Below are 25,744 nucleotides of genomic sequence, written 5' to 3' on the forward strand. Positions count from 1 at the left end.
TTTCGACGTCCGGCCGGGCAGCCTTACTGATTACTACCGCGCAAATGCCTGCTTCAAGAGGGCATCCTGTTCCGCGGCGTGGCGCTTCATGGAGCCGGCGGCCGTGGAAGCCGAGGCCGGACGCGACACCAGGCGGACGCGCCGTTCAAGGGCGTCCGGCAGGTTCAGGCCGATGAACGGCCACGGTCCCTGGTTGGCAGGCTCGTCCTGCGCCCAGACGACCTCGGCGTTCGGGTACTTTGCCAGCTCCGCGGCGATCTCCGCGGAGGGCAGCGGGTAAAGCTGCTCCACGCGGACGATCGCCGTCGTCTTGTCATCGGTCTTCTGCCGCGTGGACAGGAGATCGTAGTACAGGCGGCCCGAAACCAGCAGAACGCGTTCGACGGCTTCCGCAGCCAGCTGTTCATGGTCCCCGATGACAGGCTGGAACGTGCCATTGGTGAAGTCCTCCACGGAAGACGCGGCACCCTTAAGGCGCAGCAGCTGCTTCGGCGTGAAGATGATCAACGGCTTCCGCGGGCGGCTGTAGGCCTGGCGGCGCAGCAGGTGGAAGTGCGAGGCTGCCGTGGTGGGGTTGGCCACGATCATGTTTTCCTCGGCGCACATCTGCAGGAAGCGCTCAATCCTCGCCGAGGAGTGGTCCGGGCCCTGGCCCTCGTAGCCGTGCGGAAGCATCAGTACCAGCGAGGAACGCTGGCCCCACTTTTGCTCGGCCGAGGAGATGAACTCGTCAATGATGGTCTGGGCACCGTTGACGAAGTCGCCAAACTGGGCTTCCCACAAAACGAGGGCATCGGGGCGTTCCACTGAATAGCCGTATTCGAAGCCCATGGCCGCGTATTCGGACAGCAGCGAGTCATAGATCCACAGCTTGGCCTGGTCATCGGAAAGGTTGCCCAGCGGCAGCCATTCCTTGCCGTTGGCGCGGTCGTGGAAGACGGCGTGGCGCTGCACGAACGTTCCGCGGCGTGAGTCCTGGCCCGCCAAGCGCACGGGGACGCCTTCCATGATGAGCGAGCCGAAGGCTGCAATCTCGCCAAAGCCCCAGTCGATGCCGCCTTCGCGGGACATCTGTTCGCGCTTCTCCAGCAACTGCTTGAGTTTGGCGTGGACGGTGAAGCCTTCCGGAATCTCCAGGTGGGCTTTACCGATCCGCGCCAGGGTGTCAGCGGAAATGGCGGTGGCCACCTGGGAACCCGTGCCGGAATCGGACTGCTGGGCGATGGGCCGCTCGATGTCCGAGACGGCTGCCGAGTCCGCGGTGATGATCGGAATCGGGGATGTCTGGGCCGCGTGGGTCTCAGCGAAGACCCGCTCCAGGCGCTCCTGGTAGTCGCGGAGCAGCTGCTCGGCTTCTTCCTCGGTGATGTCACCGCGGCCGATGAGGGACTCGGTGTAGAGCTTGCGGACCGACCTCTTGGCTTCGATCAGGTTGTACATCAGCGGCTGGGTCATCGAGGGGTCATCGCCCTCGTTGTGCCCGCGCCGGCGGTAGCAGACCATGTCGATCACAACGTCCTTGTGGAACCGCTGGCGGAACTCGTAGGCGAGCTGGCCGATCCGGACCACAGCTTCGGGATCGTCGCCGTTCACGTGGAACACCGGTGCCTGGATCATTTTGGCAACGTCGGTGGAGTACGTGGAGGACCGGGACGATGACGGGGCGGTGGTGAAGCCCACCTGGTTGTTGACCACAATGTGGATGGTTCCACCGGTGCGGTAACCGCGGAGCTGGGACAGGTTAAGGGTCTCAGCCACCACGCCCTGGCCAGCGAAGGCGGCGTCGCCGTGGACCACGATGGGCAGGACCGGGAACGACTCGCCCTGGTCCAGGCGGTCCTGCTTGGCGCGGACAATGCCCTCCAGGACGGGGTCGACTGCCTCCAGGTGGGACGGGTTGGCGGCCAGGTAAACCTTTGTCTCCTTGCCGTTGTCCGAGGTGAACGTCCCCTCGGTGCCCAGGTGGTACTTGACGTCACCGGAGCCCTGGACCGAGCGCGGATCCTGGGTGCCCTCGAATTCGCGGAAAACCTGTGCGTAGGTCTTGCCCGCGATGTTGGTGAGCACGTTCAGGCGGCCGCGGTGCGCCATGCCGATGGCTACCTCGTCAAGGCCGTCGTCAGCGGCATCGGACATGATGGCGTCCAGCAGCGGGATCAGGGACTCGCCGCCCTCAAGGGAGAAGCGCTTCTGGCCCACGAACTTGGTCTGCAGGAAGGTCTCGAACGCCTCAGCGGCATTCAGCTTCGAGACAATGCGGAGCTGTTCCTCACGGCTGGGCTTCGAGTACGGGTGCTCCAGCTGGTCCTGGAACCACTTGCGTTCCTCCGGTTCCTGGATGTGCATGTACTCGATGCCCGTAGTGCGGCAGTAGGCGTCGCGCAGGACGCCGAGGATGTCGCGGAACTTGAGCATCGGCTTGCCGCCGAAACCACCGGTGGGCCACTCGCGGTCCAGGTCCCAGAGCGTCAGGCCGTAGGTGAGGACGTCAAGGTCCGGGTGCTTGCGCTGGACGTATTCGAGGGGATCAGTGTCCGCCATCAGGTGTCCGCGGACGCGGTAGGAGTGGATGAGCTGCTGGATCCGGGCGACCTTGTTGATCTCGTCCGCCGGGTCCACCTGCTTGTCCGCGCTCCAGCGTACGGGCTCGTACGGAATGCGCAGGGACTCGAAAATTTCGTCGTAGAAGTTTTGGGCACCCAGGAGCAGCTGATGTACCAGCTTCAGGAATTCACCGCTGCCGGCTCCCTGGATCACACGGTGATCGTAGGTGGAGGTCAGGGTGAGGACCTTGCTGATGGCGTTCTGCGCGATGATCTTCTCACTGGCGCCCTGGAACTCGGCCGGGTAGTCCAGCGCACCGACGCCAATGATGGCTGCCTGGCCCTTGGAAAGGCGCGGCACGGAGTGGACAGTACCGATGCCGCCCGGGTTGGTCAGCGAAACGGTGGTGCCCTGGTGGTCCTCAGCCGTCAGCTTGCCGTTGCGGGCGCGCTTGATGAGGTCCTCGTAGGTGTGCCAAAACTCGGAGAAGTTGAGGGTTTCAGCCTTTTTGATGTTCGGCACCATGAGCAGGCGGGTTCCGTCGGGCTTCGGCATGTCGATGGCGATGCCGAAGTTGACGTGTGCCGGCTGGACGGCAACAGGCTTGCCGTCCACTTCGTCGTAGTAGACGTTCATGGAAGGGAACTGGGAGAGCGCACGGATGACCGCGTAGCCAATGAGGTGCGTGAAGGAGACCTTGCCGCCGCGTGCACGGGCCAGGTTGGAGTTGATGACAACGCGGTTGTCGATCAGCAGCTTGGCGGGAATGGCCCGGACGCTGGTGGCGGTGGGCACCTCGAGGCTGGTGACCATGTTGGTGGCAATGGCCTTCGCCGGGCCGCGGAGGACCGAAACGACGTCCTCTTCGGGAGCCGTGGGTGCCTTGACATTCTTGGGCAGCTGCGCCGGGATGGGCTGCGAGCCCGTGCCGGTACCAGTCTTCTTGGAACCGTCGCGGGCCACAGTGGCAGGAGCCTTCTTGACGGGCGCCGGGGCCGGGGCGGCAGCAGGGGCCGCAGAGGCGGGGGGCGTCGACGGAGGGGCGGGGGCTGCAGCTGGCGGCGCTACCGGTGCCGCAGGAGCCGCATTCACAACCGGCAATTCCCTCGTTGCAGGGTGGGCAGCGGCGTGCCCGGAATTTCCGTTGGAAGAAGAACCCGCGGCCGCGCCAAAGGATGCAAACAGCGGCCACCATTTGGCGTCCACCGAGTTCTTGTCCTTCTGGTACTGCTCGTACAGTTCGTCAACGAGCCACTCGTTTCCGCCAAATTCCTCTGGTAGACGGTGGCTTGGCTGCTCTGGCACTTGAAATACGCCTCTTCCATGAGTTTGATTTCTCTCCGGCCCACGGTGCCTCAGCACTACGATCCAACCGGTCTCTGCGTCCTCTGAACCCAGACCATTGCCAGTCTAGTAAGCATCCTGTGGTAACTGCCAATAAGGGTGACCCAAATCATGAAGTGACGTGAAAAGGCCGGAATATGGCGGTTGGAAAGAAGACAGGGAAGGGTTTTTTAGGCCTGGGCAGGGCGCCCGGAAGGCTGCTCCGGGAGTCGCCGCGGGGGTGGTTTGCTCCCTGTAGACTGAAATTCTTATGGACAGTAAATCTAGGTGCCGGCCTGGGGGCTGTCAGCGGAGCGTCAAGAGCGCCGCGCAGTCCACCCGCAGAGCCGGCAAACCCCGAACACACGCCCATCACCATTCGCCGGCACAGCCGGCAGGGGCCGTAAAGGATACTGCGTCGGCATCGACCGACCATCCTCCGCCGGACCGATCTCCCTGGCCCCCCTTTTCTCCGTCAATGCCCTGCCACGCGGCCGCGGCTGTCCGGGCGGGATGCTGAATGGAATGGCTTCTCCTGGCAGCAGGTTTGCTGCTGATCGCCGGCACGGGCTTTTTTGTCGCCGTCGAATTTTCCCTGATTGCCCTGGACCAGGCCACCGTCCAGAGGGCCATCGACGACGGTGACACCGGCGCCGTCCCCTTGCTCGCGTGCCTTAAGTCCCTTTCCACCCAGCTCTCCAGCTGCCAGCTGGGCATCACGCTGACCACCCTGTTGACCGGGTACGTGATGGAGCCATCAGTGGGCCGGCTTTTGGAAGCCCCGCTGGCCGCCGTCGGGCTTCCCGGCGTTGCAGTGGCCTCCATCTCGTTGGTCCTGGCGATGGTGATCGCCACCCTGCTGTCAATGCTCCTGGGCGAACTGGTGCCCAAGAACATGGCAATCGCCCTGTCCTTCCCTGTGGGCCGCGCCCTGGCCCGGCCGCAGCTCATGTTCACCGCCGTGTTCAAACCCGCCATCGTGGTGCTCAACGGCTTCTCCAACAAAGTGCTGAACGTCTTTGGACTGGAGGCGAAGGAGGAAATTTCCGGTGCCAGGACCCCTGCCGAACTTTCGTCGCTGGTGCGTCGGTCGGCCGAGATGGGAACCCTGGATGCCGGGACGGCCAACTTCGTGTCGCGGACACTGAACTTCTCCACCCGGACCGCGGCGGACGTGATGACGCCGCGCATCCGCGTGGAAACCATCGAGGCGGACCAGCCTGTGGCTGACATCCTCGCGGCGGCGCGCAGGACCGGGTACTCCCGGTTCCCGGTCATAGGTGAATCCGCCGATGACATCAGGGGGCTGGTCCACGTCAAGAAGGCGGTGGCTGTTCCCTGGGAGCGCCGGCAGAACCTGGAGGCCGGGGCCATCATGACCGAGGTGCTGCGGGTGCCGGAGACCATCCACCTTGATGCCCTGCTGGCTGAACTTCGCGACGGCAACCTGCAGCTCGCGGTTGTCCTGGACGAGTACGGCGGAACGGCGGGCATCGCCACTCTTGAGGACCTGGTTGAGGAGATTGTGGGCGAGGTGGCGGACGAGCATGACAAGGTCCGCCCCGGTTTGCTCCAGAGTGCATCCGGCGACTGGTACTTTCCCGGACTCCTCCGCCCGGACGAGCTGTCCGAGCAGATTGCCGGCCTGACCGTTCCTGATGAGGCAGCATACGAAACAGTGGGCGGCTACGTCATGAGCGAACTTGGCCGGATCGCCGTGGTGGGCGATACCGTCCCCGTTGGCGGCGGAACGCTCAGTGTCACCAGGATGGATGGCAGGCGGATCGACCGCATCTGTTTCCGGCCGGCGGAACCTGAACCGGAGTCCGGCAACAACGACGACGGGACTGGACGATGAGCGACTGGGCCGGAATACTGTGGCTGGTTGTCCTCCTGTTCGGCAACGCGTTTTTTGTCGCTGCCGAGTTCGCGGTGATGTCAGCCCGGCGCAGCCAGATTGAACCGCTGGCGGACGCAGGGTCCAAGCGGGCGCAGACAACCCTGCGTGCAATGGAGAACGTTTCGCTGATGCTGGCATGTGCGCAGCTCGGCATTACCGTCTGCTCCCTCCTGATCCTGCTGGTGGCAGAGCCGGCCATCCACCATCTGCTGGCCGTGCCGCTGGAGATGCTGGGCCTGCCGGTGGAAGTTGCCGATGTGGCGGCCTTCGCCGTCGCGTTGCTGGCGGTGACGTTCCTGCACGTGACCTTTGGCGAGATGGTGCCGAAGAACATCTCTGTGAGCGTCGCTGACAAGGCAGCGCTCCTGCTCGCCCCGCCGCTCATGTTCGTCGCAAGGCTCGTCCACCCTGTCATCTCGGTCCTCAACTGGTCCGCGAACCACATCCTCAAGATGCTCAGGATCGAGCCTAAGGACGAAGTTAACTCCTCCTTCACCCTGGAGGAGGTGCAGTCGATTGTTCAGGAGTCCACCCGTCACGGCCTGGTGGATGACGAGGCGGGACTGATCACCGGTGCGCTTGAGTTTTCCGAGTACAGTGCGGCGGACATCATGGTTCCGCTGAAAAAGCTGGTCATGCTGAAGGCGGCAACAACTCCGGTGGAGTTCGAGAAGGCCGTGAGCCGCACCGGATTCTCGCGTTTTCCAATGCTCGATGATGACGACATGCTGTATGGCTACCTCCACGTAAAGGACGTCCTGTCCATTCCCGAGGCGGCTTACGGCCGTCCCATTGCCGAAAGCCGGATCAGGTCCCTGGCCAACCTGGCCCTTGATGACGAAATCGAAAAGGCGATGTCCGTCATGCAGCGCACCGGTTCCCACCTGGCGCGCGTTATTGGTCCCGACGGCAATACCAAGGGTGTCCTGTTCCTGGAGGACGTGATTGAGCAGCTGGTGGGTGAAATCCGCGATGCCACCCAGGCCACCGGCGTCCGAAGACTGGGGCAGCCGAACGCAGGGTGAAGCTCCCGGAGCTCCGCGGCGCGGGGCTCCGGGGTCCTCTCGGACAGGCGCGCCTATTCACCTAAATAGGAATCATTCCCATTTAGGTATAAGCTGAAGTGGTTCTTTTTCCTTCCCGTCCCGTTTGAACCGAGGTTTCCGTGCGCCGTCTCTCCGTTGCCCGATCATCCCTGGCCGCCCTTGCCGGGCTTGGCCTGCTGCTCACGGGGTGCAGCCCCCAGCCGGAGGGTTCACCCGAAGCGGCCGACGGGATCAACGTGGTGGCCTCCACCAACGTCTACGGCGATATCGCGGAAACGATCGGCGGGGACAAGGTCAGCGTTACCGCGATTATCACCAAGACCAGCCAGGACCCCCATTCCTACGAAGCCACCGCCCAGGACCGGCTGACTGTGTCCAAGGCAGATCTCCTCATTGAAAATGGCGGCGGGTACGACGACTTTCTGCATACCCTGGCGCAGGACAGCAGCATCGACGCCGGCAACGTGCTGAACGCCGTCGAACTCTCCGGGCTGGCACACCCCGGGGAGGAAGCCTCCGGCGGGGCAACACCTGCGGAGCCAGAGGGCGAGGACCACGCACACGACCACGGCGAGCTGAACGAGCACGTCTGGTACAGCCTTGATGCCATGGGGCGGCTGGCTGATGATCTGGCAGCAAAGCTCGGCGAGCTGGAGCCCGGTTCAGCTGCTGCCTTCGATGAAAACGCTGCTGCCTTCAAGGCCCGGCTGGAAGAACTGACCGGGAAACTGGAAGGGCTGAAGGCCGGGGCCGCCGGCGCCTCCGTTGCTGTGACCGAGCCCGTGCCCGTGTACCTGCTGGAGGAAGCGGGCCTGGAGAACGCTACGCCTGAGGACTACACTGCCGCGATCGAGGAAGGCTCTGACGTTCCGCCGGCCGTCCTCAAGGCCGCCACCGATTTGGTGTCCTCCAAGTCGGTGCGCTTCCTTGCCTATAACGGGCAGACTGAGGGTCCCCAGACCGAGGCGCTGAAGAACGCTGCGGAATCGGCAGGCGTTCCTGTAGTCGATTTCAGTGAAACCCTGCCCGAGGGCAAGACCTACGTGCAGTGGATGACGGACAATGTGAACAACGTCAGCAAAGTTCTGGAGACAAATAGTTGAAACCCGTGGTCAGCCTCACCGGGGCGTCCCTCACTTTCGGTAAGCGGACGCTCTGGGAGGACCTGGACCTGGAGATCAGGCCCGGCGAATTTTTTGCCGTGCTCGGCCCCAACGGCAGCGGTAAAACCAGCTTCCTCAAGGTCCTGCTGGGTCTTCAGGACCTGCACAGCGGAAAGGCCACACTGGGCGGGAAGCCGGTTGAACGCGGCAGCAGCCTGATCGGTTACATCCCGCAACAAAAATCGTTCGCCCGCGATACGCCCATGCGCGCCCGCGACCTGGTGGGCCTCGGTGTGGACGGCCACCGCTGGGGTCTGCGTATGTCGTCCCGCCAAGCGAACCGCAGGATTGACGAACTCCTCGAACTGGTGGGGGCAACGGACTATGCCAAAGTACCCGTGGGCCAGCTCTCCGGCGGTGAACAGCAGCGGCTCCGGGTGGCGCAGGCCCTTGCCACTGACCCTAAGGTCCTGTTGTGCGATGAGCCGCTGTTGTCGCTTGACCTGCACCACCAGCAGGCAGTCAGCGCCCTGATCAACAAGCAATGCCACGAGCAGAACAGCGCAGTGGTGTTTGTTACGCACGAGATCAACCCCGTGATTGACTACGTGGACCGCGTGCTCTACCTGGCCGGCGGGCGGTTCAAGGTGGGCACTCCGCAGGAAGTCATGACCACGGAGGTCCTCTCGGATCTTTACGGCAGCCACGTGGAGGTCATCCACGCCAACGGCCGCATCGTGGTGGTCGGGTTGCCCGATGCCACCACCCATCACCATGCCGAGGCCCACGCCCTCGCCGGAGAGGTGGCCTGATGGATGCGGACAGCATCATCGGGGCGATCTTCAGCTTCGAGAACTACGGTGAGTTACTGGTCCTTGTCCAGAACTCGATCTGGGCAGGAGCGGTCCTGGGGCTGCTCGGCGGGCTGGTGGGGACGTTCGTGATGAAACGTGACCTGGCGTTCGCCGTGCACGGAATATCGGAACTGTCCTTTGCCGGCGCCGCTTTTGCACTGCTCATCGGAGCGGACATCGTTTTCGGCTCGCTGATCGGCTCGGTAGCGGCTGCTCTGCTTCTGGGGCTCATGGGCGTGCGGGCCAGGGACAAGAACTCAATCATCGGGGTGATTATGCCCTTCGGTTTGGGCCTCGGGATCCTGTTCCTGTCCCTGTACGAGGGCCGTGCCGCGAACAAGTTCGGTTTGCTGACCGGGCAGATCGTCTCAGTCGACACCGTCCAGCTTCAGGCGCTCGCCGGAACAGCGGTGGTGGTGATGGTGGTTCTGGCGGCTATTTGGCGGCCGTTGAATTTTGCCAGCGTGGATCCGGAGCTGGCCGAGGCCCGCGGTGTTCCCGTCCGAACGCTTGCCATCGTTTTTATGGTCCTGCTGGGCGTCAGTGTGGCTCTTTCCATCCAGGTGGTGGGAGCCCTCCTGGTGCTTGCTCTGCTGATCACGCCGGCTGCGGCGGCCCTTCGGGTGACGTCCTCCCCGGTGGCAGTGGTGGTGCTGAGCGTTGCTTTCGCCGTCACGGCGACCGTCGGTGGGATCCTGCTGGCCCTCGGCGGCCGCATCCCCATCAGCCCCTACGTCACAACGCTGTCGTTCCTGATCTATGTGGTGTGCCGCGTCGTCGGATCCGTCCGATCTTCCAGGGGCATCAACGGACGGGTACTGCAGGCACGCTGACCCTGCGCTTCGGGGGCCTAGAGGGTGCCGGCTGCCTTGCGCGAAGTGCAGTCCGGGCAAAGCCCGAAAATCTCCACGGTGTGCGCCACTTCCGTGAAGCCGTGTTCGTTGGCCGTGCGGGCTGCCCACGTTTCAACGGCGGGCGCTTCCACCTCCACTGCCTTGCCGCAGTTGCGGCACAGCAGGTGGTGGTGGTGGCCGGTGACGGCACATCGGCGGTAGACCGCTTCGCCGTCGCCGTTGCGCAGCACGTCCACCAGCCCCTCGTCCGCCAGGGACTGGAGGATGCGGTAGGCGGTGGCCAGGGACACCGATACGCCCTGGTTCTGCAGGATGCGGTAGAGCTCCTGGGTGCTCACAAAATCAGCCAGCTCATCCAGCGCGGCGCTGACTGCCAGCCTTTGCTTGGTGACGCGCTGTTCCTTGACGGCAGTGGGACCGGCGACGCCGGCAGGCTTGGTAGCGGTCCCTGCGTTGGCTTTCGTGGCTGCGGCCGAAGCGGGATTGGTGGATTCAGCCTTGGCGCCGAACGGCATGAACAGACTCGCTTCCCTCAGGATGGTGGCAGAGATCAAGATTACCAGCCGCAGCTTCGTGGACAGGGTTCAGGTCCGACCCTAGGCTGGCGCTATGAAGTTGACCAAGTACACCCATGCCTGCATCCGCCTTGAGAAGCAAAACCGGGTCCTGGTGCTGGATCCGGGGACTTTTTCGGAAACGGCTGAGGCCCTGGCGGGCGCCGAAGCGGTCCTGGTCACGCACGAACACACCGACCACATCGACGTTCCCGCAGTGGTGGCTGCTCTCAAGGGCAACAGCGCGCTGGCAGTTTTCGCCCCGGCAGGCGTAGCGGACAACCTGCGCAAGGAAGCCCCCGCAGCAGCACCGAGGATCCACAGCGTCGAGCCCGGATCATCCTTCCAGGCAGCAGGCTTCGAAGTGCGCAGCTTCGGCGGCCAGCACGCCTTGATCCATCCGCAGATCCCGATGGTTGCCAACATCGGCTATTTCCTGGACGGGAGCGTTTACCATCCCGGTGACTCTTTCATCGTTCCCGACGGCATCAGCGTCCAGACGCTGCTCGTGCCCATCCACGCGCCATGGAGCAAGTCCGCCGAGGTGGTGGACTTTGTGATCGGCGTGCGGGCACCGCGGGCATTCCAGATCCACGACGGTCTGCTCAATGAGAACGGCCTGAAAATCGTGGAAGGTCACGTCAAACGTCTTGGAGCCAAATACGGCACCGAGTATCAGCACCTGGCCCCGGGAGAGTCCGTGGAGGTTTAGGCCCCGCCGCCGTCCCAGCTGCCGGTATCAAAGAACCGCCGGATCACCGCTTCATACGGCTCGGGGTCCAGGCCGTGGGACGTCAGCCACTCCGGAGAGTAGTAGTTGCCCGCGTAACGCTCGCCGCCGTCGCACATCAGCGAAACGACGCTGCCCCTGCGGCCTTCGGCAAGCATTCCCGCAACAATCTGCCAGACGCCCCACAGGTTTGTTCCGGTGGAGGGACCGGCATGGAGACCGGCAAGGGTGTGCAGGTGCCGCATGGCGGCCACGGATGCGGCGTCGGGGACTTGGATCATGTGGTCGATCACGGACGGCACAAAGCTGGGCTCCATCCGGGGCCGGCCGATACCCTCGATCCGGGACGGCAATCCGGAAGCGGGGTGGGAGCTGCCAAGCCAGCCCGGGTAGAAGGCCGAGTTCTCCGGGTCCACCACCAGCAACCGGGTGGGGTGGCTGTGATAGCGGAGGTACCGGCCGATGGTGGCGCTGGTGCCGCCGGTCCCTGCGCCAACCACGATCCAGTCCGGCACGGGATGTTCCTCCAGCTCGAGCTGGCCGAAAATGGATTCCGCGATGTTGTTGTTACCCCGCCAGTCCGTGGCGCGCTCGGCGTAGGTGAACTGGTCCATGTAGTGCCCGCCGCTGGTGGCAGCGACTTCTTCCGCGGTTGCGTAAACCTCGGAGGCGTGGTCCACCAGGAGGCAGGAGCCGCCGAACTGCTCAATCAGCGCAATTTTCTCGGAGCTGGTGGTGCGCGCCATGACGGCGATGAACGGCAGTCCCAGGAGCTGGGCGAAATAGGCTTCGGATACCGCTGTGCTGCCGCTTGAGGCCTCAACGATGGTGGTGTCCTCCCTGATCCAGCCGTTGACGAGGCCGAACAGGAACAGGGACCGCGCCAACCGGTGCTTGAGGCTCCCGGTGCGGTGCGTGGACTCATCCTTGAGATAAAGCTGGACGCCCCAGTGCTCGGGCAGGGGTACCGAGTAAAGGTGGGTATCGGCGGAGCGGTTGTTTTCCGCCGTGATTTTGCGGATGGCTTCGTCGGCCCAGTCCCTGCCCGCGGTGCGCTCGATCTTCACCGCACCAGCCTACCTGCGGCCATCCAAGCTGCCGTTAGAGTGGGAGCGTAGGCTGCCCACGCTAAGGAGCAGGATGAATCCGTTGATGGATGTTTCCGAACTGGAGAAGCGCGGCGCCGGCGGCCTGCGCACAGTGCTGCTGGATGTGCGCTGGGCGCTGGGCGACCCGCACGGCCACGACCACTACCTGAAGGGGCATCTGCCGGGCGCCGTATTCGTTGACCTGGCGACCGAACTTGCGGACCCTGCAGTTCCGGAGCGGGGCAGGCACCCGTTGCCATCAGTGCCCCGGTTCCAGGATGCGGCGAGGCGCTGGGGCATTAACAAGGGCGATGTTGTGGTGGCCTATGACGACAGCGCAAATATGGCCGCAGCACGAGTGTGGTGGATGTTGAGAAATGCAGGCCTGGCTGAGGTTTACCTGCTCGACGGCGGCCTGGCCGCTTGGCGGGCTGCAGGGCTGCCGCTCGAGCAGGGCGAGGTGGCGCCTCCTTCCGGCGACGTCATCCTGGAGGAAGGGCAGATGCCGGTCCTGGACGCTGCCGGCGTGACCGCCTGGATGGAAAGCACCCCGATGGCGGGAAGTGCCGGCCATGACGGTCGCCTGCCTGACAGGATCCTGCTCGATGCGCGCGCGGGGGAGAGATACCGCGGCGAGATCGAGCCTGTTGATCCCCGGGCCGGGCACATTCCCGGCGCTGTCAGTGCGCCGACCTCCGATAACGTGGACAGCGCCGGACGGTTTCTGGCTCCCGCGGAGCTGCGCCGGCGTTTCGAGTCGCTGGGCATCAGCGACGACTCCCAGGTGGGCGTCTACTGCGGGTCCGGTGTTACGGCAGCCCACCAGGTGGCCGCCCTGGAGCTCGCCGGCTTCCGCGCCGCTCTCTACCCCGGGTCCTTTTCCGAGTGGTCAAGCAATCCCTATCTGCCGGTGGTGGCGGGGCCGGAACCCAGCGGCGGCGACGGCGGCCCTGCTGAGTGGAAACTTGGCGGCGCTCAAGGGTAGCGTCGCACTATGACTCCTGGACGTCCCGTGCCGCCGCCCCTCGCGAAACCTGTTGGCCCCGGACCTGTTGCTTCCGACGGCGGTGTGCTGGCTGCCGCTTACGGCGCCACGTCCGCGGACAGCGGGTTGGTCCCGCTGACCCTTGCCCGGCGCGCTCCCCAGGCGGACGACGTCGAAATTGCGATTGAGTTTTGCGGGCTGTGCCATTCCGATGTCCACGCAGTGCGCGGTGAGTGGGGCGGCCAGGTCTGGCCGCTGGTGCCGGGACACGAAATTGTCGGTACGGTCAGTGCCGTCGGCTCGGCCGTTACCGACTTTGCGCCCGGGGACCGCGTGGGCGTTGGCTGCATCGTGGACTCCTGCCGGGAATGCGAAAGCTGCCTGGACGGCCTCGAACAATACTGCGAAAACGGCATGACCGGGACGTACGGTTCCGTGGACCGAAGGAACGGCGATTCAATCACACAGGGCGGCTATTCCTCCTCCGTGGTGGTGGACCGCCGCTACGTCCTTCACGTCCCGGACTCCCTGGACCCCGCCGCCGTCGCGCCGCTGCTGTGCGCAGGAGTCACGACGTTCTCCCCCCTGCGGCATTTCGACGTAGAAGAGGGAGACGTTGTGGGTGTGGTGGGGCTTGGCGGGCTTGGCCATATGGCCGTCAAGCTTGCCAAGGCGATGGGGGCAAAGGTGGTGGTGTTCACCACCTCGGAGTCCAAGGTGCCGGCCGCACTGGAACTGGGGGCCGACGAAGTGGTGCTGTCCACGGACGAAACTGCGATGGACGCGGCAAACCGGACCATTGATCTGATCATTGACACCATCGCTGCTCCGCACGACCTGAATCCGCTGTTCCGGACCCTGCGCGTTGATGGTGCACTTTTCCAGCTTGGCCTTCCGTCCGAGGCGATGCCGCCAGTAAACCCGCGGGCACTGATCAGGCGGCGGATCGCCTACGCCGGGTCGTTGATCGGGGGCATAGCCGAGACTCAAGAGATGCTGGACTTCTGCGCGGAGCACGGCGTGGTGGCCGACATCGAAGTCGTTCGCGCGGACCAGCTGAACGAGGCCTACGACCGCATGGTGGCAGGCGAAGTGAAATACCGGTTTGTGCTGGACACCAGCACGTTGCAGGGACCCGCCAAGGAGGCAGACGTATGAGCACGCTTTTCACCCGCATCCTGAACGGCGAGATTCCAGGCCGCTTCGTGTGGCGGGAAAACGACGTATCCGCGTTCCTCACCACCGGGCCGCTGGCCGACGGTCACACCCTGGTGGTTCCCACGGAGGAAGTGGACCGCTGGACGGATGCATCACCGGAAACACTGGCGAGAGTCATGGAAGTCGCCCGGCGGATCGGAGCCGTCCAGGTGGACATCTTTGACGCGCCCCGCGCAGGGCTCATCGTAGCCGGCTATGAGATCAACCATCTCCATGTGCACGTCTGGCCGTCGAGGAGCATGGCCGACTTCAACTTCGCCTCCGCGGACCAGAATCCGGATCCGGAGGTCCTGGACGCCAACGCCGAGAAACTTCGGCAGGGACTCCGGGCAGCAGGATACGGCGATTTCGTTCCAGCCTGACGGCCTGCCCGGCCGGGTGCTGGCCCGGCTAGGCCGGGGCCAGTGCCTTGTTGAGCACCGCGCGGATCCGTTTCTCGGACACAGAGTAGGCAGTTCCCAGTTCGACGGCGAAAAGGCTCACCCGGAGCTCTTCGATCATCCAGCGGACCTGCGCCAGTTCGCCGCCGGCCCGCCGGCCGGGAAGCAGCGCCGACACGGCGTCGTCGTAGTCATCCTCGAGCCGCTGCACCACCGCCATGCCGAGCCCGTCCCGCTGGACGTTGCCCGGGAGGCGCTCCAGCCGCTTTTCAATGGCGGCAAGATACCGGGGAAGCTGGCTTAGCTGCGCATACCCGGTGCGGGCCACAAAGCCCGGATACACCAGCTGTTCGAGCTGGCTCTTGATGTCATTGAGCGCGCTGATAAGGGCCAGGCTGGTGGTGCCCTTCAATTGCTTTTCAATCCGCCGGGTACTGGCGAGGATGCGCTCCACCACCGCCGTCACGCTGAACACGGTGTCAATCAGTTCAGCCCGAACCAGCTCGTAAAGCCTGTCAAAGGACGGCCGGTCCCACGGGAGCTCTGCGGGAGTGAGCTTGTCGATGGCCGCCAGTGCACAGTCTGCAATGAGGGCGGCAACCGAGCCGTGGGGGTTCTGGCTGAATGTCAGCTTCTCCGTGTTGCTCAGGTGCTCCAGCACATAGCGGTCAGGAGCAGGAACGCGCAGGGCCAGCAGCCGGATCACGCCACCCCGCATCGCGTCCTGCTGTTCGTCTGCAGTCTGGAAAACCCGGAGGGCCACCGACGTGCCCTGGTCCTGCAACGCCGGATAACCCGTGACGGTGTGGCCATTGACTACGCTGCTGACCTGGCGCTGGAGGGTTCCGAAGCTCCACTCGATGAGCCCATCCTGCTCCCTGAACCCGGCGGGGACGGACCCGCCCGGCACCTGGGCGGGCTGCTGCGCGGGGGGCCGCCCGACGTCGGCCTTGCCCGGGGCGCGCCCTGCCTTGCTGCGTCGGGCGGCGGAGGCGGGCGTGGCACCCAATGACTCCGCGATGGCGCGCCGCGTGGCAGGGGCAAGCCTTTCCTGGAGGGCAGCCAGGTCCTTGCCCTCTTCCAGCACTTTGCCCTTGCTGTCAACTACCTTGAACGTCACACGCAGGTGCGGGGGCACGGCGTCCCAGTTCCACGAACCGGGCGGGATAACGTGCCCGCGGACGCGGCGGAGCGCAAGTTCAAGGGACGGTTCAAGCTCGTCGGCGGCTGGATCGAAGTCGGACTCGAGGACTGACACTGCCTGCCGGGCCACGTCCGGGGCAGGCACAAAGTTTTTGCGGATCTGCTTGGGAAGGGACTTGATCAGGGCTGTCACGAGTTCCACGCGCGGGCCGGGGATGAGCCAGCGGAAGGCCTTGTCGTCCAGCTGATTAAGGAACAGGACGGGGACTTCGGCGGTGACGCCGTCGCTCGGGTTGGGCGGCGAGCCGGGAGCTACAGGATGGAACTCGTACGTCAGCGGCAGTTCGAAGCCCTTGTGCAGCCAGGTCTTCGGGTAGGCGGAGACATCGAGGTTGTCGGCGTCGTCGCTAAGGAGGAGGGATTTGTCGTAGTCCAGGAGGTCAGGGTTCTCCTGCCGGGCGTCCTTCCACCACTTATCGAAATGGCGTTCGGACACCACGTCGGGCCCAATCCGCGCATCATAAAACTCAAACAGGGTTTCGTCGTCCACCAGGAGGTCCCGGCGCCGCATCCGCGCTTCGAGTTCCTCAACCTCCTGCAGGAGGGCCCGGTTCCGGTGGAAGAACTTGTGGTGCGTTTTCCAGTCACCCTCCACCAGGGCATGCCTGATGAAAAGCTCCCTGGCCACGACGGGATCCACCCTGCCGTAGTTGATCCTGCGCTGGGCGATGATGGGTACGCCATAGAGAGTGACCTTTTCGTAGGCCATCACTGCGCCCTGGCGGGTGGACCAGTGGGGTTCGCTGTAACTGCGTTTTACCAGGTCAGGCGCAACCTGTTCTGCCCAAAGGGGGTCGAAGCGGGCGGCAACCCGGGCCCATAGCCGGCTTGTTTCCACCAACTCCGCCGCCATGACGAATGTTGGCGACTTTTTGAACAGGGCCGAGCCGGGGAAGATCGCGAAGCGGCTGCCCCTGGCGCCGGCGTACTCACGCTTCCGTTCGTCCAGAATGCCGATATGGCTCAGGAGCCCGGACAGGAGGCTGATGTGGATGCCGTCGTGGTTGCCGACCGGGTCTGCAAGGCGTTTGTTGTCCAGGCTGATGCCGAGGGGGCGGGCCAGCTGCCGCAGCTGGGCAAACAGGTCCTGCCACTCCCGGACGCGGAGGTAGTTGATGAATTCGGTCCGGCACAGGCGCCGGAAGGCCGACGACGACAACTCCTGCTGCTTCTCCTGGATGTAGTTCCAGAGGTTCAGGAAGCCGGTGAAGTCCGAGTTCTCATCCTTGAAGCGGTTGTGCTTTTCCGCTGCAAGCTGCTGCTTGTCTGTCGGACGCTCGCGGGGGTCCTGGATGGTGAGGGCTGCTGCCAGGATCATGACCTCCCGGACGCACCCCCGTTTTCCCGCTTCCACGATCATCCGGCCAAGCCGGGGGTCCACGGGCAGCTGTGCGAGTTTCTGCCCGACGGCGGTGAGGCCGCCGCCGCTCTTAGCCCCCTCCGTGCCGTTTTGGGGCCGCGCGGCAGCCAGGGCGCCGAGTTCGCGCAACAGCGTGACGCCGTCGTTGATTGCCCGGGTTTCCGGAGGCTCCACGAAGGGGAAGTTCTCGACGTCCTTCGGCCCGCGCGCTACCCCCATTGCTGTCATCTGAAGGATGACGGCGGCGAGGTTGGTGCGCAGGATTTCAGGATCGGTGAAGCGGGGCCGGGATTCGAAGTCGTCCTCGGAGTAGAGGCGGATGGCAATGCCGTCGGACACACGGCCGCACCGCCCGGAACGCTGGTTGGCCGATGCCTGTGAGACGCGTTCAATGGGGAGCCGCTGGACCTTGGTGCGGTGGGAGTACCGGGAGATGCGGGCCGTGCCGGTGTCGATTACGTACTTGATGCCCGGCACGGTCAGCGACGTCTCGGCAACGTTGGTGGCAAGGACGATCCGCCGTTTGCTGCCGGGGTGGAACACCTTGTGCTGTTCCTGCAGGCTCAGGCGCGCGAACAGGGGGAGGACTTCGGTTCCGGCCAGCCGCCGGTTGGACTGGATGCGGGCCTGAAGCGCTTCGGCCGCATCCCGGATCTCGCGCTCGCCGGAAAAGAACACCAGGATGTCGCCGGGCGCTTCCGCCGCGAGTTCATCCACGGCGTCACAGACGGCATCGAGTGGATCCCGGTCTTCCTCAAGTTCGTCGTCGGAAGCGTTCTCTTCATCTGTTCCGGCGGGCGGCTGTGAGAGCGGGCGGTACCGGATTTCCACCGGGTATGTGCGCCCCGAGACCTCGATGATAGGCGCAGGGTCTTCCGGCGTGCCGAAGTGGTTGGCAAAGCGCTCGGGATCGATGGTGGCGGAGGTGATGATCACCTTCAGGTCGGGCCGTTGCGGCAGGATCCGTTTGAGGTAGCCGAGAATGAAGTCGATATTGAGGCTGCGCTCGTGGGCTTCGTCGATGATGATTACGTTGTATTTGCGCAGGAGTTTGTCGCGCTGAATTTCCGCGAGCAGTATCCCGTCGGTCATCAGTTTGACCTTCGTGTTCCGGCTGACCTCGCCGGTGAACCGGACCTGGAAGCCGACTTCCTGGCCAATGTCCACGCCCAGTTCCTCCGCGATGCGCTCAGCGACTGTGCGGGCTGCAAGCCTGCGCGGCTGGGTGTGCCCAATCAGGCCGTTGTCTCCCAAACCGAGTTCGAGGCACATCTTGGGGATCTGGGTGGTCTTACCCGAGCCGGTCTCGCCGGCAATGATGGTGACCTGGTTCGCTGCGATGGCGGCCATCAGGTCTTCGCGGCGCTCGGAAACCGGGAGCTCGGCAGGATAGGAGATGTGAAGTGTCATGGCTGCTGCCAGTCTACTGCGGGAGCCCGGGCTTCCCGTTTCGACCGGTTGCAGCTATCCCGGTTGAGGCGGCCGAAAGGTCAGAAGATGCGCAGCGTGTAGTTGGTGCTGGGAAGGTCCAGCGCGGACCAGGTTTCATGCGATTCGACAGGAGGCATATGACCGCGGCCGTCTTGCAGAAGTGCCGACACGGTGGCGGCGAATACGAGGAGCAGCAGGACGATAAGGATGGTTGTGAGGATTTCCATGGCTCCATGCTTCTCCTGTCCTGAACCGGGAAAAAGTGGCAGAAATGCCCAAAAAGCTAAAATTCCTGCCACAATGGAAGCATGCTGAAATCAGTAGCCGTCATCGTTGTTCCCAACTTCGCTATGTTCGAATTTGGCACTGCCTTCGAGGTGTTCGGCCTCGACAGGACCGGGCGGGGGAGCGGCGTCCCGGCCTTCGATTTCCGGGTCTGCACCCCCTCACCGGGCAACGTCCCGCTCAGGTCCGGTTTGTCCATGAACGTGGATTTGGGGCTGGAAGCCGCCGCTGACGCCGACCTCGTGATCATGGCTCCTTACGGCAGGGATGAGCAGTTGCCGGATTCCGTCCTGGAAGCCCTTCGGGCTGCAGATGCACGGGGAGCGTGGGTGATGTCCATCTGCTCCGGTGCCTTCGCCCTGGCCCAGGCAGGCCTCCTTGATGGCCGCCGCTGCACCACGCACTGGCACTACTCGGGCCAGCTGGCTGCCGAATATCCGAACGCGCACGTGGACGAAAACGTCTTGTACGTGCAGGACGGCAATATCGTTTCCTCGGCCGGTACAGCAGCCGGTATCGATGCCTGCCTGCACCTGGTGCGTGTGGAATTGGGCGCGCACGTCGCCGCCGCCATAGCCCGGGACATGGTGGTTCCCCCGCACAGGGATGGTGGCCAGGCGCAGTTCATTGACCGCCCCATGCCTACCTGCGGCTCGGCACCGATAGAGGAACTCCTTCGCTGGATGGTGCAGCACCTGGACCGTGAGCATACGGTGAACGAGCTGGCGGCGCGGGTGCACATGTCGCCAAGGACATTCGCCCGGAAGTTCCGGTCGGAGACCGGTGCGACGCCCGCAGCCTGGCTCAATTCCCAACGGGTGCTTCGGGCGCAGGAACTCCTTGAGGCCACTGACATGAACATCGAGGAGATTGCGCGGGAGTCCGGATTCGGCCACCCGGTCCTGCTGCGGCACCACTTCGGGAAAGTCCTGGATACCAGCCCCCAGTCTTACCGCAGGGCCTTCCGGGGCCAGCTTGCCGAGGTGGGGTAACAGCAGGGTCTACGTGTCCGGGCGTTGTTCCGTGCGGGCTTCTTCAGCGGCCGCCCGGGTGCTGTCCACCAGCACCCGCCACGGGCCGGTGACCGCCCGTTCGGGCAGGGCTGCGCGATGCTGCCCTGCCCGGATGGAGTAGATGAACCGGTCCGGTTGTGCTTCCTGGAATTGGGATGCGGCGGCCCGCGGTGTCCTGGGTACAGCGTCCCAGGGGCATGCTTCCACAATGGGCTGCCATCGGTTCCTGGCGGTCTCGGACACGGCATTTACAGTCCAAACCCGGGTCATCGCGGCGATGCCACCGGTGCGCTCCACACTGATCTTCATGGCATGGTTCCTGGGTACATCGGGCCTGATCGCCCTTGGTGCGACAGCCAGGCATCCCGTTAAAGTTTGACCTTCACAGTTTCCCACGCGTTCCGCACGGCGTCATGCTCTTTTGAACCAGAACCGAAAAGCTCCCGGGCCGTAGCCGCTGTAGCGCGGGCGAATACCGTGAAGGTGGCCCCGGTGGGCAAATCACCGCCGGTGAGCGTTTCGTACCAGATGCGCCCGGGGGAGTCCCAAGCGTTCCCACCCAGCTGTTCGGCCACGAGGTAAAACGCCCTGTTGGGGATACCTGAGTTAATGTGCACTCCGCCGTTGTCGGCGCTCGTCCTTACGTAAGTGTCCATGGAGTCCGGCTGGGGATCCTTGCCCAGCACGTCGTCGTCGTACGCGGTTCCGGGGGCTTTCATGGAGCGCAGGGCGCGCCCTTCAACTTCAAGGGTGAAAAGGCCCTCGCCAATGAGCCAGCTGGCCTCTGCGGCACACTGGTTCTTCACGTACTGCTCCACCAGGGCGCCAAAGACGTCCGACATGGACTCGTTGATGGCCCCGGCCTGGTTCCGGTACACCAGGGCGGCGGAGTGCTGGGTAACCCCGTGGGCAAGTTCATGGCCGATGACGCTGAGGGACTTGGTGAACCGCTCAAAGACTTCCCCGTCACCGTCGCCGAAGACCATTTGCGTCCCGTCCCAAAACGCGTTGTCATAAAGCTTGCCGAAGTGCACGGTGGCGTTTAGCGGCAGCCCCCGGCCGTCGATGGAGTTCCTTCCGAAGACATCGGCGTATAACCGGTGGGTGTGGCCCAGCCCGTCATAGGCTTCGTTAACTGCCGGGTCCCCCGTAGCGGGCTCACCCTCCTTGCGGACGAGCTTGCCGGGTAAAGTTTCCGAACCGTCGGCGTCGAAGACCGAGCGGTTTGCAGGTCCTGGTTTGGCTTGCCGCACTCCGGCCGGGACGTCGGGCGCGGCCTGGGTGCGTGCTGCATGCACTGAGCGCACATGCCCCAAAGCTTCCTTGGCGGCTCTTGCGGCTGCGGAAAACTCCGGAGCGTCCTGCCGGGCCAGCCTCCTCAGCAGGTAGGGCGGAATGATGGAACAGAATGGAACGTGCATGGCGTACCCCCTCAACTAGGTGCGTTCAGACTACGAGGGGGTACCGACAAAGCGGGGGATTCACGCGCAGTTTCGAAGCGGTCGAATGCAACCCTCGGGTGCAGCCGGATTGTCTGACCCCCTTGCCATGATGAGTACATGGGTAAAGCGGCGGTGGTGAAGGCGTTTGAGGACATCAACGCCGCCCTTGCCGTGCTTTATGCCGAAGCGGCGGCTCCGGGTTCCAGGGTGGTTGATGGTGCTGATCCGTTGGCTGCCCTGGCTGATGGTTGCCTGGACATCCTCTCCGGCGCGGCAGCCGTGGAGGCACGGGTCGCGGGGCTGAAGGCCCGGGCGGCGGTGACGTACGCGGACACGGTTCATGCTGTCGCGGCGCCGGGAACCCTGGTGCAGGCGCGAGAGATGGCGGTCGCGGCGGAAATCGGTACCCTCCTGGCTCTTGGCGGCCGGGCCGCGGGTTCCTTCCTGGCCACCTCCCACGCCCTTGTGGCCACGCTGCCGCTGACCCTGTCGGCCCTGCGCGCTGGGACGGTTTCGTGGCGGCACGCCCAGGTCATGGTGGAGGAAACGGCCTCCCTGGACCCGGCCGGCGCCGCCGCCTTCGAAGCCCACTTCCTGGGCCCGGATACACCCATACCATCCACGGCCGCGCCGATCGGGGACGTTCCGGCGTATCGGTTCAAAGCTAAAGCCCGGGTGTGGCGGGAACGCCACCACGCCGAGTCCATCGAACAGCGGCACGCCAGGGGTGTGGTCGACCGGCGGGTGGAATACCGTCCGGACCAGGACGGGATGGCCTGGCTCTCGGCCTACCTGCCCGCTGACCAGGCAGCGGCGATTTGGAACCGCACCACCGCCCTCGCCCGTGGACTTCAGGGCCCCGACGAGCCCCGCACCCTCACACAGTTGCGGGCCGACACCGCCGCCGGTTTGCTGCTCACGGCCCCGGGCGCAGGTACCGCGGACCGTGGGGATGGGGGCGCTGCAAGCGGGGGCGGGAAGGGGGACGGTGAAACTGCTTACGTTGCGGGCATGGGAAAGGTTCCGGCCCCGAAGGCGGACGTGCTCGTCACCGTCCCGGTGTTCGCGTTGATGGGACTGACCGAGGAACCGGCCATGCTGGACGGTTACGGCCCGATCCCGGCGTCGATGGCACGCAAACTCGTCGCGGAGGGGGCCAGCTCGTTTCACCGGGTCCTCGTTGACCCGCGGGACGGCGCGCCGCTGGAGATCGGCCGGACCAGCTACCGGGTCACGGCAGCCATGAAGAAAGCCCTGCAACTCAGGGACGGCAAATGCACCTTCCCCGGGTGCAGCAACAACTCCCTGGACAACGAAGCGGACCACCTCACCGCCTGGCACCACGGCGGAACCACCGGAATCAGCAACCTCGGCCAGCTCTGCCCCAAGCACCACCGCCTCAAACACGCCACCGCCTGGAAACCCACCCCGGCCACCAAAACCGCACCGCCCGGCTGGATCTCACCCAGCGGCCGGCACTACAAAAGCGAACACCACCACTGGGAACCACCACACTGGCCGGCAGAGCTCAAGGACCTGAATTTCCCACCGCCCGCCGATCTTTCGCAAGCCTGCATGACCACCCACGACCAGCCCGCCGAAAACCTGTTTTGGCACGAAGAGTTTCCGGAAGACACTTACGACGACTGGCTGCTGCCCGGGTATACGTTGCCCAAGGACCCTCTGCCCGAAGAAATCTGGTGGGCGATGGCCTGCGAGGTCTAGCACGATGCCGGGGCACAAAAACCCGAGGACGAAAGTGTCACCGTCGGGAACTCGACCAACAAAAAGAAGCACCCCGGCCGGTGGACCAGGGTGCTTCTGTTGGTGCCCTCGATAGGATTCGAACCTACGACCTTCTGCTCCGGAGGCAGACGCTCTATCCCCTGAGCTACGAGGGCAGTCCGGGGATTTCCTGCCGTTGCCGGCGGGACGTCCTAGAGCTTAGCAGGAAGGTGGCCCGCAAGGGAAAATTGCCACTCCTGAGTCGAAAAGGCGGCGTCCCGAGATGCGGATCAGTAACCGGAAAACGAGTCGACGTGAATTCGCCGGGCCCCGGCTTGCCGCGCCGCACGCCTCAGGGAGGCGACGCTCGCCGGTGAGCCCGAAATATAAACCTCGCGGTCAGCGACGTCGGGAATAAGTGCTTTGATCGCGTCACCGTCCAGCCTGGTCCCGTCTGCGGGGAAGGCGGTTATGTGCGGTGGCGGTTCGGAGCCATCGGCGATGCGGGCTACGACCCGGACACCGGCAGCTTTCAATTCATCCACGTACGCGATCTCGTCGGCGCTCCTGGCCAGCAGGAGCAGCACGGCATCCCGGTCCCGTAAGCCTCCGGAGGCGATATGGGAAAGGAATGGCGTAATGCCGATGCCGGCAGCCATCATGAGAACGGGCTTATGCGGATCGCGGGGAAGGACAAAGTCTCCGCCAACTGACGTTGCCGTCAACTCATCACCCGGGTGCAGCGAAAGAAGGACCTTCTTCGCAGCCGACAGGGGCTCGGCTGTCCGCACGCCGAACTTCACCAGGCGCTCCGTGGGGGAGCCGGTCATGCTGAACACCCGGCGTCGTCCCTTCCCATCAGACTTGGCATGCGGCAGGTCCAGTTCCACGTACTGACCAGGGACAAACCGCACGGGACGGGAGGGCTCGAAGGAGAACTCAGTGGTGCTGGGTGTCAGCCGCCTGGTCCCGTTGAACTTCAGCCGCACACCGCCCCGCTGACCCACCATGAAGGCGAGGAGATTGCCCAGCAGCAGCGCGGCCTCAGGGGAGTTGGCGATGAACCCGAAGTTGTAGGGAACTGCAAAAACCACGCCCACAACAGCGGCAAGGGCCAATTGCTGCCACCTTCGCGGGGGCAGCGTCAGTGGCTCGGTAAGCATAAAGCCCACAAAGAACAGCAGTGGCCGCTGCGCCAATGACTGCCACAACGCCGTCCCCACGGACATGTTGGCCTGGAGCAGTTCCGCGGTGATGATGGCGCAGGCCACCATGAGGAAAACCGAGGCCATCAGGAACTTTCGTGTGCGGTGCAGCACCAAAAGGACCCCCGGGACCAGGAACAACAGCATTGCAGGGGTGGCTGCCCACCAGGTGGCGATATTAAGTCCCGTGAGCCCAACCACGAAGGCCCCGGCAGCGGCAGGGTTGAAAATGTGGCGTCCCCGCCACGCGAGCGCGTACTTCGAGGCCGACGCCACGACGCAGGCCAAGGCCACTCCAGCTACGTCCAGCGGCGCGAAGGAGGGCCAGAACAGAAAGTACAGCAGCAGCCCTGTGATGAGTGAAGATTCGGAGTGGGGCCGCACACGGAACAAAGCCGCCAGGGCCCGGTTCGATGCGTACGTCAGGCCGAGGCACAGCACAAGGTGCGCCAGCATCTCCGGAATGCCAAACGTCAGCCAGCCGAGGACATCGAGTAAAAGGCTGTACGCGGCAAGCACAGCGAGGACGATCAGGATGAGCCGGTACATAGTGAACCGGCCCAGCACCGTATCCAGCCGGGCAGCCACCGAGGGTGCGTAGCCGGCTTTCGGCGTTTCCACTGGGCTCATCTGAACAGTGTCCCTTCAAACTCGGCGGAGTGGGCGGCGCTCCCGTCGGAAAACACGGTCAGCCACGAGAAATCGAACTCCTGCTGCAATTCGCCGCCGGGGGCAAAGAACAGCGCAGTAGCCAGGGCATCGGCCAGCATTGCCGTCTCTGCCATGGCCCACGTGGCGACGGCGGTCCGGACCGGCTGCCCTGTTCTGCCGTCCAGGACGTGGTGCAGGCCGTCGCCCCAAGCCCGGCGGTTGGACGCCGAGGCGCAGAGTGCACGCCCGGCAAGGGGAACAATGCCGATAGCCTGGCCAGGGTCATAGGGATGTTCCAGAGCCACCCTGGTTGACCGGGCGCCCCTTGCCAGCAGGTCTCCGCTGCCGTCGATGACAAAGGAATCGATTCCTTCAGCGTCCAGTTCCCCGGCAAGCAGATCAACCAGCAAGCCCTTGCCTGCTGCCCCGATGTCAAGAACCACGGGCGACCTGGTGGTGATAGTGGTTCCCGCCCACTCGAAAACCTCATCCCAGCGGGGTGCCGGCAAGGGCGGTCCTGAAGGCTCAAGGCTGTAGCCGGGGTCGTACCCCAGCCGCTCAAGGGAGGCGCCGATCAGAGGAGTCACGGCGCCGTCCGTCAGCCGGTAAAGCGTCCGGTACAGCCGCCCAAGCCGGTCCGCCTCGTCCGGGAAATCGAACCGGCCGGACCCCCGCGCCAAGGCGCTGACGCGGGAACCGGCACGGAAACGGGACCAGTCGGCGTCGAACTTTTCCACCCGGCCAAGAAGGCGCGCGCGGACAGACCGGGGAAGCGGAAGAGGCGTGGAGATCTCCCACTGCGTGCCGATTCCCTCGAACGCAAAGTCGTCCCAGTCCCCGTCCGGCACCG

At 64.5% G+C, this 25,744-nt stretch carries 20 protein-coding genes and 1 tRNA gene; 11 read left to right on the plus strand and 10 right to left on the minus strand.

The features are described from left to right. Window positions 1–33: 33 nt before the first annotated feature. Window positions 34–3,849 (minus strand): multifunctional oxoglutarate decarboxylase/oxoglutarate dehydrogenase thiamine pyrophosphate-binding subunit/dihydrolipoyllysine-residue succinyltransferase subunit, encoded by a 3,816-nt coding sequence (locus tag AC5RVN_RS02620; protein WP_494137017.1) that lies wholly within the window; start codon window positions 3,847–3,849, stop codon window positions 34–36. A 538-nt stretch (window positions 3,850–4,387) separates the two neighbouring features. On the opposite strand from AC5RVN_RS02620, the gene AC5RVN_RS02625 reads away from it, so the two are divergent. The 5 genes from AC5RVN_RS02625 (at window position 4,388) to AC5RVN_RS02645 (ending at window position 9,603) form a co-directional block, all read left to right on the plus strand. Next, window positions 4,388–5,725 carry a hemolysin family protein gene (locus AC5RVN_RS02625; protein ID WP_494040081.1) on the plus strand — a complete coding sequence of 446 codons (1,338 nt, stop codon included), beginning with the start codon at window positions 4,388–4,390 and terminating at the stop codon, window positions 5,723–5,725. Further along, on the plus strand, window positions 5,722–6,792 hold the full coding sequence (locus AC5RVN_RS02630) for a hemolysin family protein (protein ID WP_494137018.1): 1,071 nt from the start codon (window positions 5,722–5,724) through the stop codon (window positions 6,790–6,792). The genes AC5RVN_RS02625 and AC5RVN_RS02630 overlap by 4 nt, the downstream gene beginning before the upstream one ends. Before the next feature lie 140 nt (window positions 6,793–6,932). Next, window positions 6,933–7,916 carry a metal ABC transporter solute-binding protein, Zn/Mn family gene (locus AC5RVN_RS02635; RefSeq protein ID WP_494137019.1) on the plus strand — a complete coding sequence of 328 codons (984 nt, stop codon included), beginning with the start codon at window positions 6,933–6,935 and terminating at the stop codon, window positions 7,914–7,916. Beyond that, a complete protein-coding gene (locus AC5RVN_RS02640) occupies window positions 7,913–8,728 on the plus strand; it encodes a metal ABC transporter ATP-binding protein (RefSeq protein ID WP_494106407.1) in 816 nt (271 codons plus the stop codon). Before AC5RVN_RS02635 ends, AC5RVN_RS02640 begins: the two co-directional genes overlap by 4 nt. Continuing rightward, complete coding sequence (locus AC5RVN_RS02645; RefSeq protein ID WP_494137020.1) at window positions 8,728–9,603, plus strand: metal ABC transporter permease; 876 nt, start codon at window positions 8,728–8,730, stop codon at window positions 9,601–9,603. Before AC5RVN_RS02640 ends, AC5RVN_RS02645 begins: the two co-directional genes overlap by 1 nt. Before the next feature lie 17 nt (window positions 9,604–9,620). Here the strand turns inward: AC5RVN_RS02645 and AC5RVN_RS02650 are convergent, their stop codons facing one another. Further along, the gene (locus AC5RVN_RS02650; RefSeq protein WP_494137094.1) at window positions 9,621–10,139 is read right to left on the minus strand and encodes a Fur family transcriptional regulator; all 519 of its coding nucleotides are present in this window, start codon (window positions 10,137–10,139) and stop codon (window positions 9,621–9,623) included. Window positions 10,140–10,233: 94 nt separating this feature from the next. On the opposite strand from AC5RVN_RS02650, the gene AC5RVN_RS02655 reads away from it, so the two are divergent. Beyond that, window positions 10,234–10,890, plus strand: a complete 657-nt coding sequence (locus tag AC5RVN_RS02655) for an MBL fold metallo-hydrolase (RefSeq protein WP_494137021.1) — start codon at window positions 10,234–10,236, stop codon at window positions 10,888–10,890. On the opposite strand, the gene AC5RVN_RS02660 is transcribed toward AC5RVN_RS02655, so the two are convergent. Next, entirely contained in the window at window positions 10,887–11,975 is a 1,089-nt protein-coding gene (locus AC5RVN_RS02660) for a PLP-dependent cysteine synthase family protein (protein ID WP_494137022.1), read from the minus strand. The genes AC5RVN_RS02655 and AC5RVN_RS02660 overlap by 4 nt on opposite strands. A 73-nt stretch (window positions 11,976–12,048) precedes the next feature. On the opposite strand from AC5RVN_RS02660, the gene AC5RVN_RS02665 reads away from it, so the two are divergent. Genes AC5RVN_RS02665 through AC5RVN_RS02675 form a run of 3 tightly spaced genes read left to right on the plus strand, consistent with a single transcriptional unit; the run spans window position 12,049 to window position 14,561 of the window. Next, window positions 12,049–12,981, plus strand: coding sequence for a sulfurtransferase (locus AC5RVN_RS02665; protein ID WP_494137023.1), 933 nt, complete (start codon window positions 12,049–12,051; stop codon window positions 12,979–12,981). Between the two features lie 9 nt (window positions 12,982–12,990). Next, window positions 12,991–14,139, plus strand: coding sequence for an NAD(P)-dependent alcohol dehydrogenase (locus AC5RVN_RS02670; protein WP_494137024.1), 1,149 nt, complete (start codon window positions 12,991–12,993; stop codon window positions 14,137–14,139). Next, on the plus strand, window positions 14,136–14,561 hold the full coding sequence (locus AC5RVN_RS02675) for an HIT family protein (RefSeq protein WP_494040072.1): 426 nt from the start codon (window positions 14,136–14,138) through the stop codon (window positions 14,559–14,561). The genes AC5RVN_RS02670 and AC5RVN_RS02675 overlap by 4 nt, the downstream gene beginning before the upstream one ends. 28 nt (window positions 14,562–14,589) lie before the next feature. Here the strand turns inward: AC5RVN_RS02675 and hrpA are convergent, their stop codons facing one another. Continuing rightward, a complete protein-coding gene (gene hrpA / locus AC5RVN_RS02680; protein ID WP_494137025.1) occupies window positions 14,590–18,552 on the minus strand; it encodes an ATP-dependent RNA helicase HrpA in 3,963 nt (1,320 codons plus the stop codon). An 80-nt stretch (window positions 18,553–18,632) separates the two neighbouring features. Next, a complete protein-coding gene (locus AC5RVN_RS02685) occupies window positions 18,633–18,800 on the minus strand; it encodes a hypothetical protein (protein ID WP_494137026.1) in 168 nt (55 codons plus the stop codon). An 81-nt stretch (window positions 18,801–18,881) separates the two neighbouring features. On the opposite strand from AC5RVN_RS02685, the gene AC5RVN_RS02690 reads away from it, so the two are divergent. Then, window positions 18,882–19,850, plus strand: a complete 969-nt coding sequence (locus AC5RVN_RS02690; RefSeq protein ID WP_494137027.1) for a GlxA family transcriptional regulator — start codon at window positions 18,882–18,884, stop codon at window positions 19,848–19,850. Window positions 19,851–19,859: 9 nt separating this feature from the next. Here AC5RVN_RS02690 and AC5RVN_RS02695 read toward each other — a convergent pair whose 3' ends face one another. Both AC5RVN_RS02695 and AC5RVN_RS02700 read right to left on the minus strand, forming a co-directional pair. Continuing rightward, complete coding sequence (locus AC5RVN_RS02695) at window positions 19,860–20,180, minus strand: protealysin inhibitor emfourin (protein ID WP_494040068.1); 321 nt, start codon at window positions 20,178–20,180, stop codon at window positions 19,860–19,862. A gap of 59 nt (window positions 20,181–20,239) precedes the next feature. Continuing rightward, complete coding sequence (locus AC5RVN_RS02700) at window positions 20,240–21,292, minus strand: M4 family metallopeptidase (protein WP_494137028.1); 1,053 nt, start codon at window positions 21,290–21,292, stop codon at window positions 20,240–20,242. A gap of 138 nt (window positions 21,293–21,430) precedes the next feature. Between AC5RVN_RS02700 and AC5RVN_RS02705 the strand changes: the two genes are divergently transcribed. Continuing rightward, on the plus strand, window positions 21,431–23,038 hold the full coding sequence (locus AC5RVN_RS02705) for an HNH endonuclease signature motif containing protein (protein WP_494137029.1): 1,608 nt from the start codon (window positions 21,431–21,433) through the stop codon (window positions 23,036–23,038). Window positions 23,039–23,138: 100 nt separating this feature from the next. Here AC5RVN_RS02705 and AC5RVN_RS02710 read toward each other — a convergent pair. From AC5RVN_RS02710 to AC5RVN_RS02720, 3 genes are all read right to left on the minus strand, one after another. Next, window positions 23,139–23,214, minus strand: a tRNA-Arg gene (locus AC5RVN_RS02710). A gap of 114 nt (window positions 23,215–23,328) precedes the next feature. Beyond that, a complete protein-coding gene (locus tag AC5RVN_RS02715; protein WP_494106418.1) occupies window positions 23,329–24,873 on the minus strand; it encodes an FAD-dependent oxidoreductase in 1,545 nt (514 codons plus the stop codon). Beyond that, a complete protein-coding gene (locus AC5RVN_RS02720) occupies window positions 24,870–25,742 on the minus strand; it encodes an FAD:protein FMN transferase (protein ID WP_494106419.1) in 873 nt (290 codons plus the stop codon). Before AC5RVN_RS02720 ends, AC5RVN_RS02715 begins: the two co-directional genes overlap by 4 nt. Window positions 25,743–25,744: the final 2 nt, after the last annotated feature.

This window comes from Arthrobacter sp. sptzw32, from assembly GCF_059089735.1.

Bases quoted from the DNA above. Each gene is read 5' to 3' on its own strand.
- AC5RVN_RS02625 (WP_494040081.1), top strand. From the start codon at position 4,388: ATGGAATGGCTTCTCCTGGCAGCAGGTTTGCTGCTGATCGCCGGCACG.
- AC5RVN_RS02630 (WP_494137018.1), top strand. From the start codon at position 5,722: ATGAGCGACTGGGCCGGAATACTGTGGCTGGTTGTCCTCCTGTTCGGC.
- AC5RVN_RS02645 (WP_494137020.1), top strand. From the start codon at position 8,728: ATGGATGCGGACAGCATCATCGGGGCGATCTTCAGCTTCGAGAACTAC.
- AC5RVN_RS02650 (WP_494137094.1), bottom strand. From the start codon at position 10,139: ATGCCGTTCGGCGCCAAGGCTGAATCCACCAATCCCGCTTCGGCCGCA.
- AC5RVN_RS02655 (WP_494137021.1), top strand. From the start codon at position 10,234: ATGAAGTTGACCAAGTACACCCATGCCTGCATCCGCCTTGAGAAGCAA.
- AC5RVN_RS02665 (WP_494137023.1), top strand. From the start codon at position 12,049: ATGAATCCGTTGATGGATGTTTCCGAACTGGAGAAGCGCGGCGCCGGC.
- AC5RVN_RS02670 (WP_494137024.1), top strand. From the start codon at position 12,991: ATGACTCCTGGACGTCCCGTGCCGCCGCCCCTCGCGAAACCTGTTGGC.
- AC5RVN_RS02675 (WP_494040072.1), top strand. From the start codon at position 14,136: ATGAGCACGCTTTTCACCCGCATCCTGAACGGCGAGATTCCAGGCCGC.
- hrpA (WP_494137025.1), bottom strand. From the start codon at position 18,552: ATGACACTTCACATCTCCTATCCTGCCGAGCTCCCGGTTTCCGAGCGC.
- AC5RVN_RS02685 (WP_494137026.1), bottom strand. From the start codon at position 18,800: ATGGAAATCCTCACAACCATCCTTATCGTCCTGCTGCTCCTCGTATTC.
- AC5RVN_RS02690 (WP_494137027.1), top strand. From the start codon at position 18,882: ATGCTGAAATCAGTAGCCGTCATCGTTGTTCCCAACTTCGCTATGTTC.
- AC5RVN_RS02695 (WP_494040068.1), bottom strand. From the start codon at position 20,180: ATGAAGATCAGTGTGGAGCGCACCGGTGGCATCGCCGCGATGACCCGG.
- AC5RVN_RS02700 (WP_494137028.1), bottom strand. From the start codon at position 21,292: ATGCACGTTCCATTCTGTTCCATCATTCCGCCCTACCTGCTGAGGAGG.
- AC5RVN_RS02705 (WP_494137029.1), top strand. From the start codon at position 21,431: ATGGGTAAAGCGGCGGTGGTGAAGGCGTTTGAGGACATCAACGCCGCC.
- AC5RVN_RS02715 (WP_494106418.1), bottom strand. From the start codon at position 24,873: ATGAGCCCAGTGGAAACGCCGAAAGCCGGCTACGCACCCTCGGTGGCT.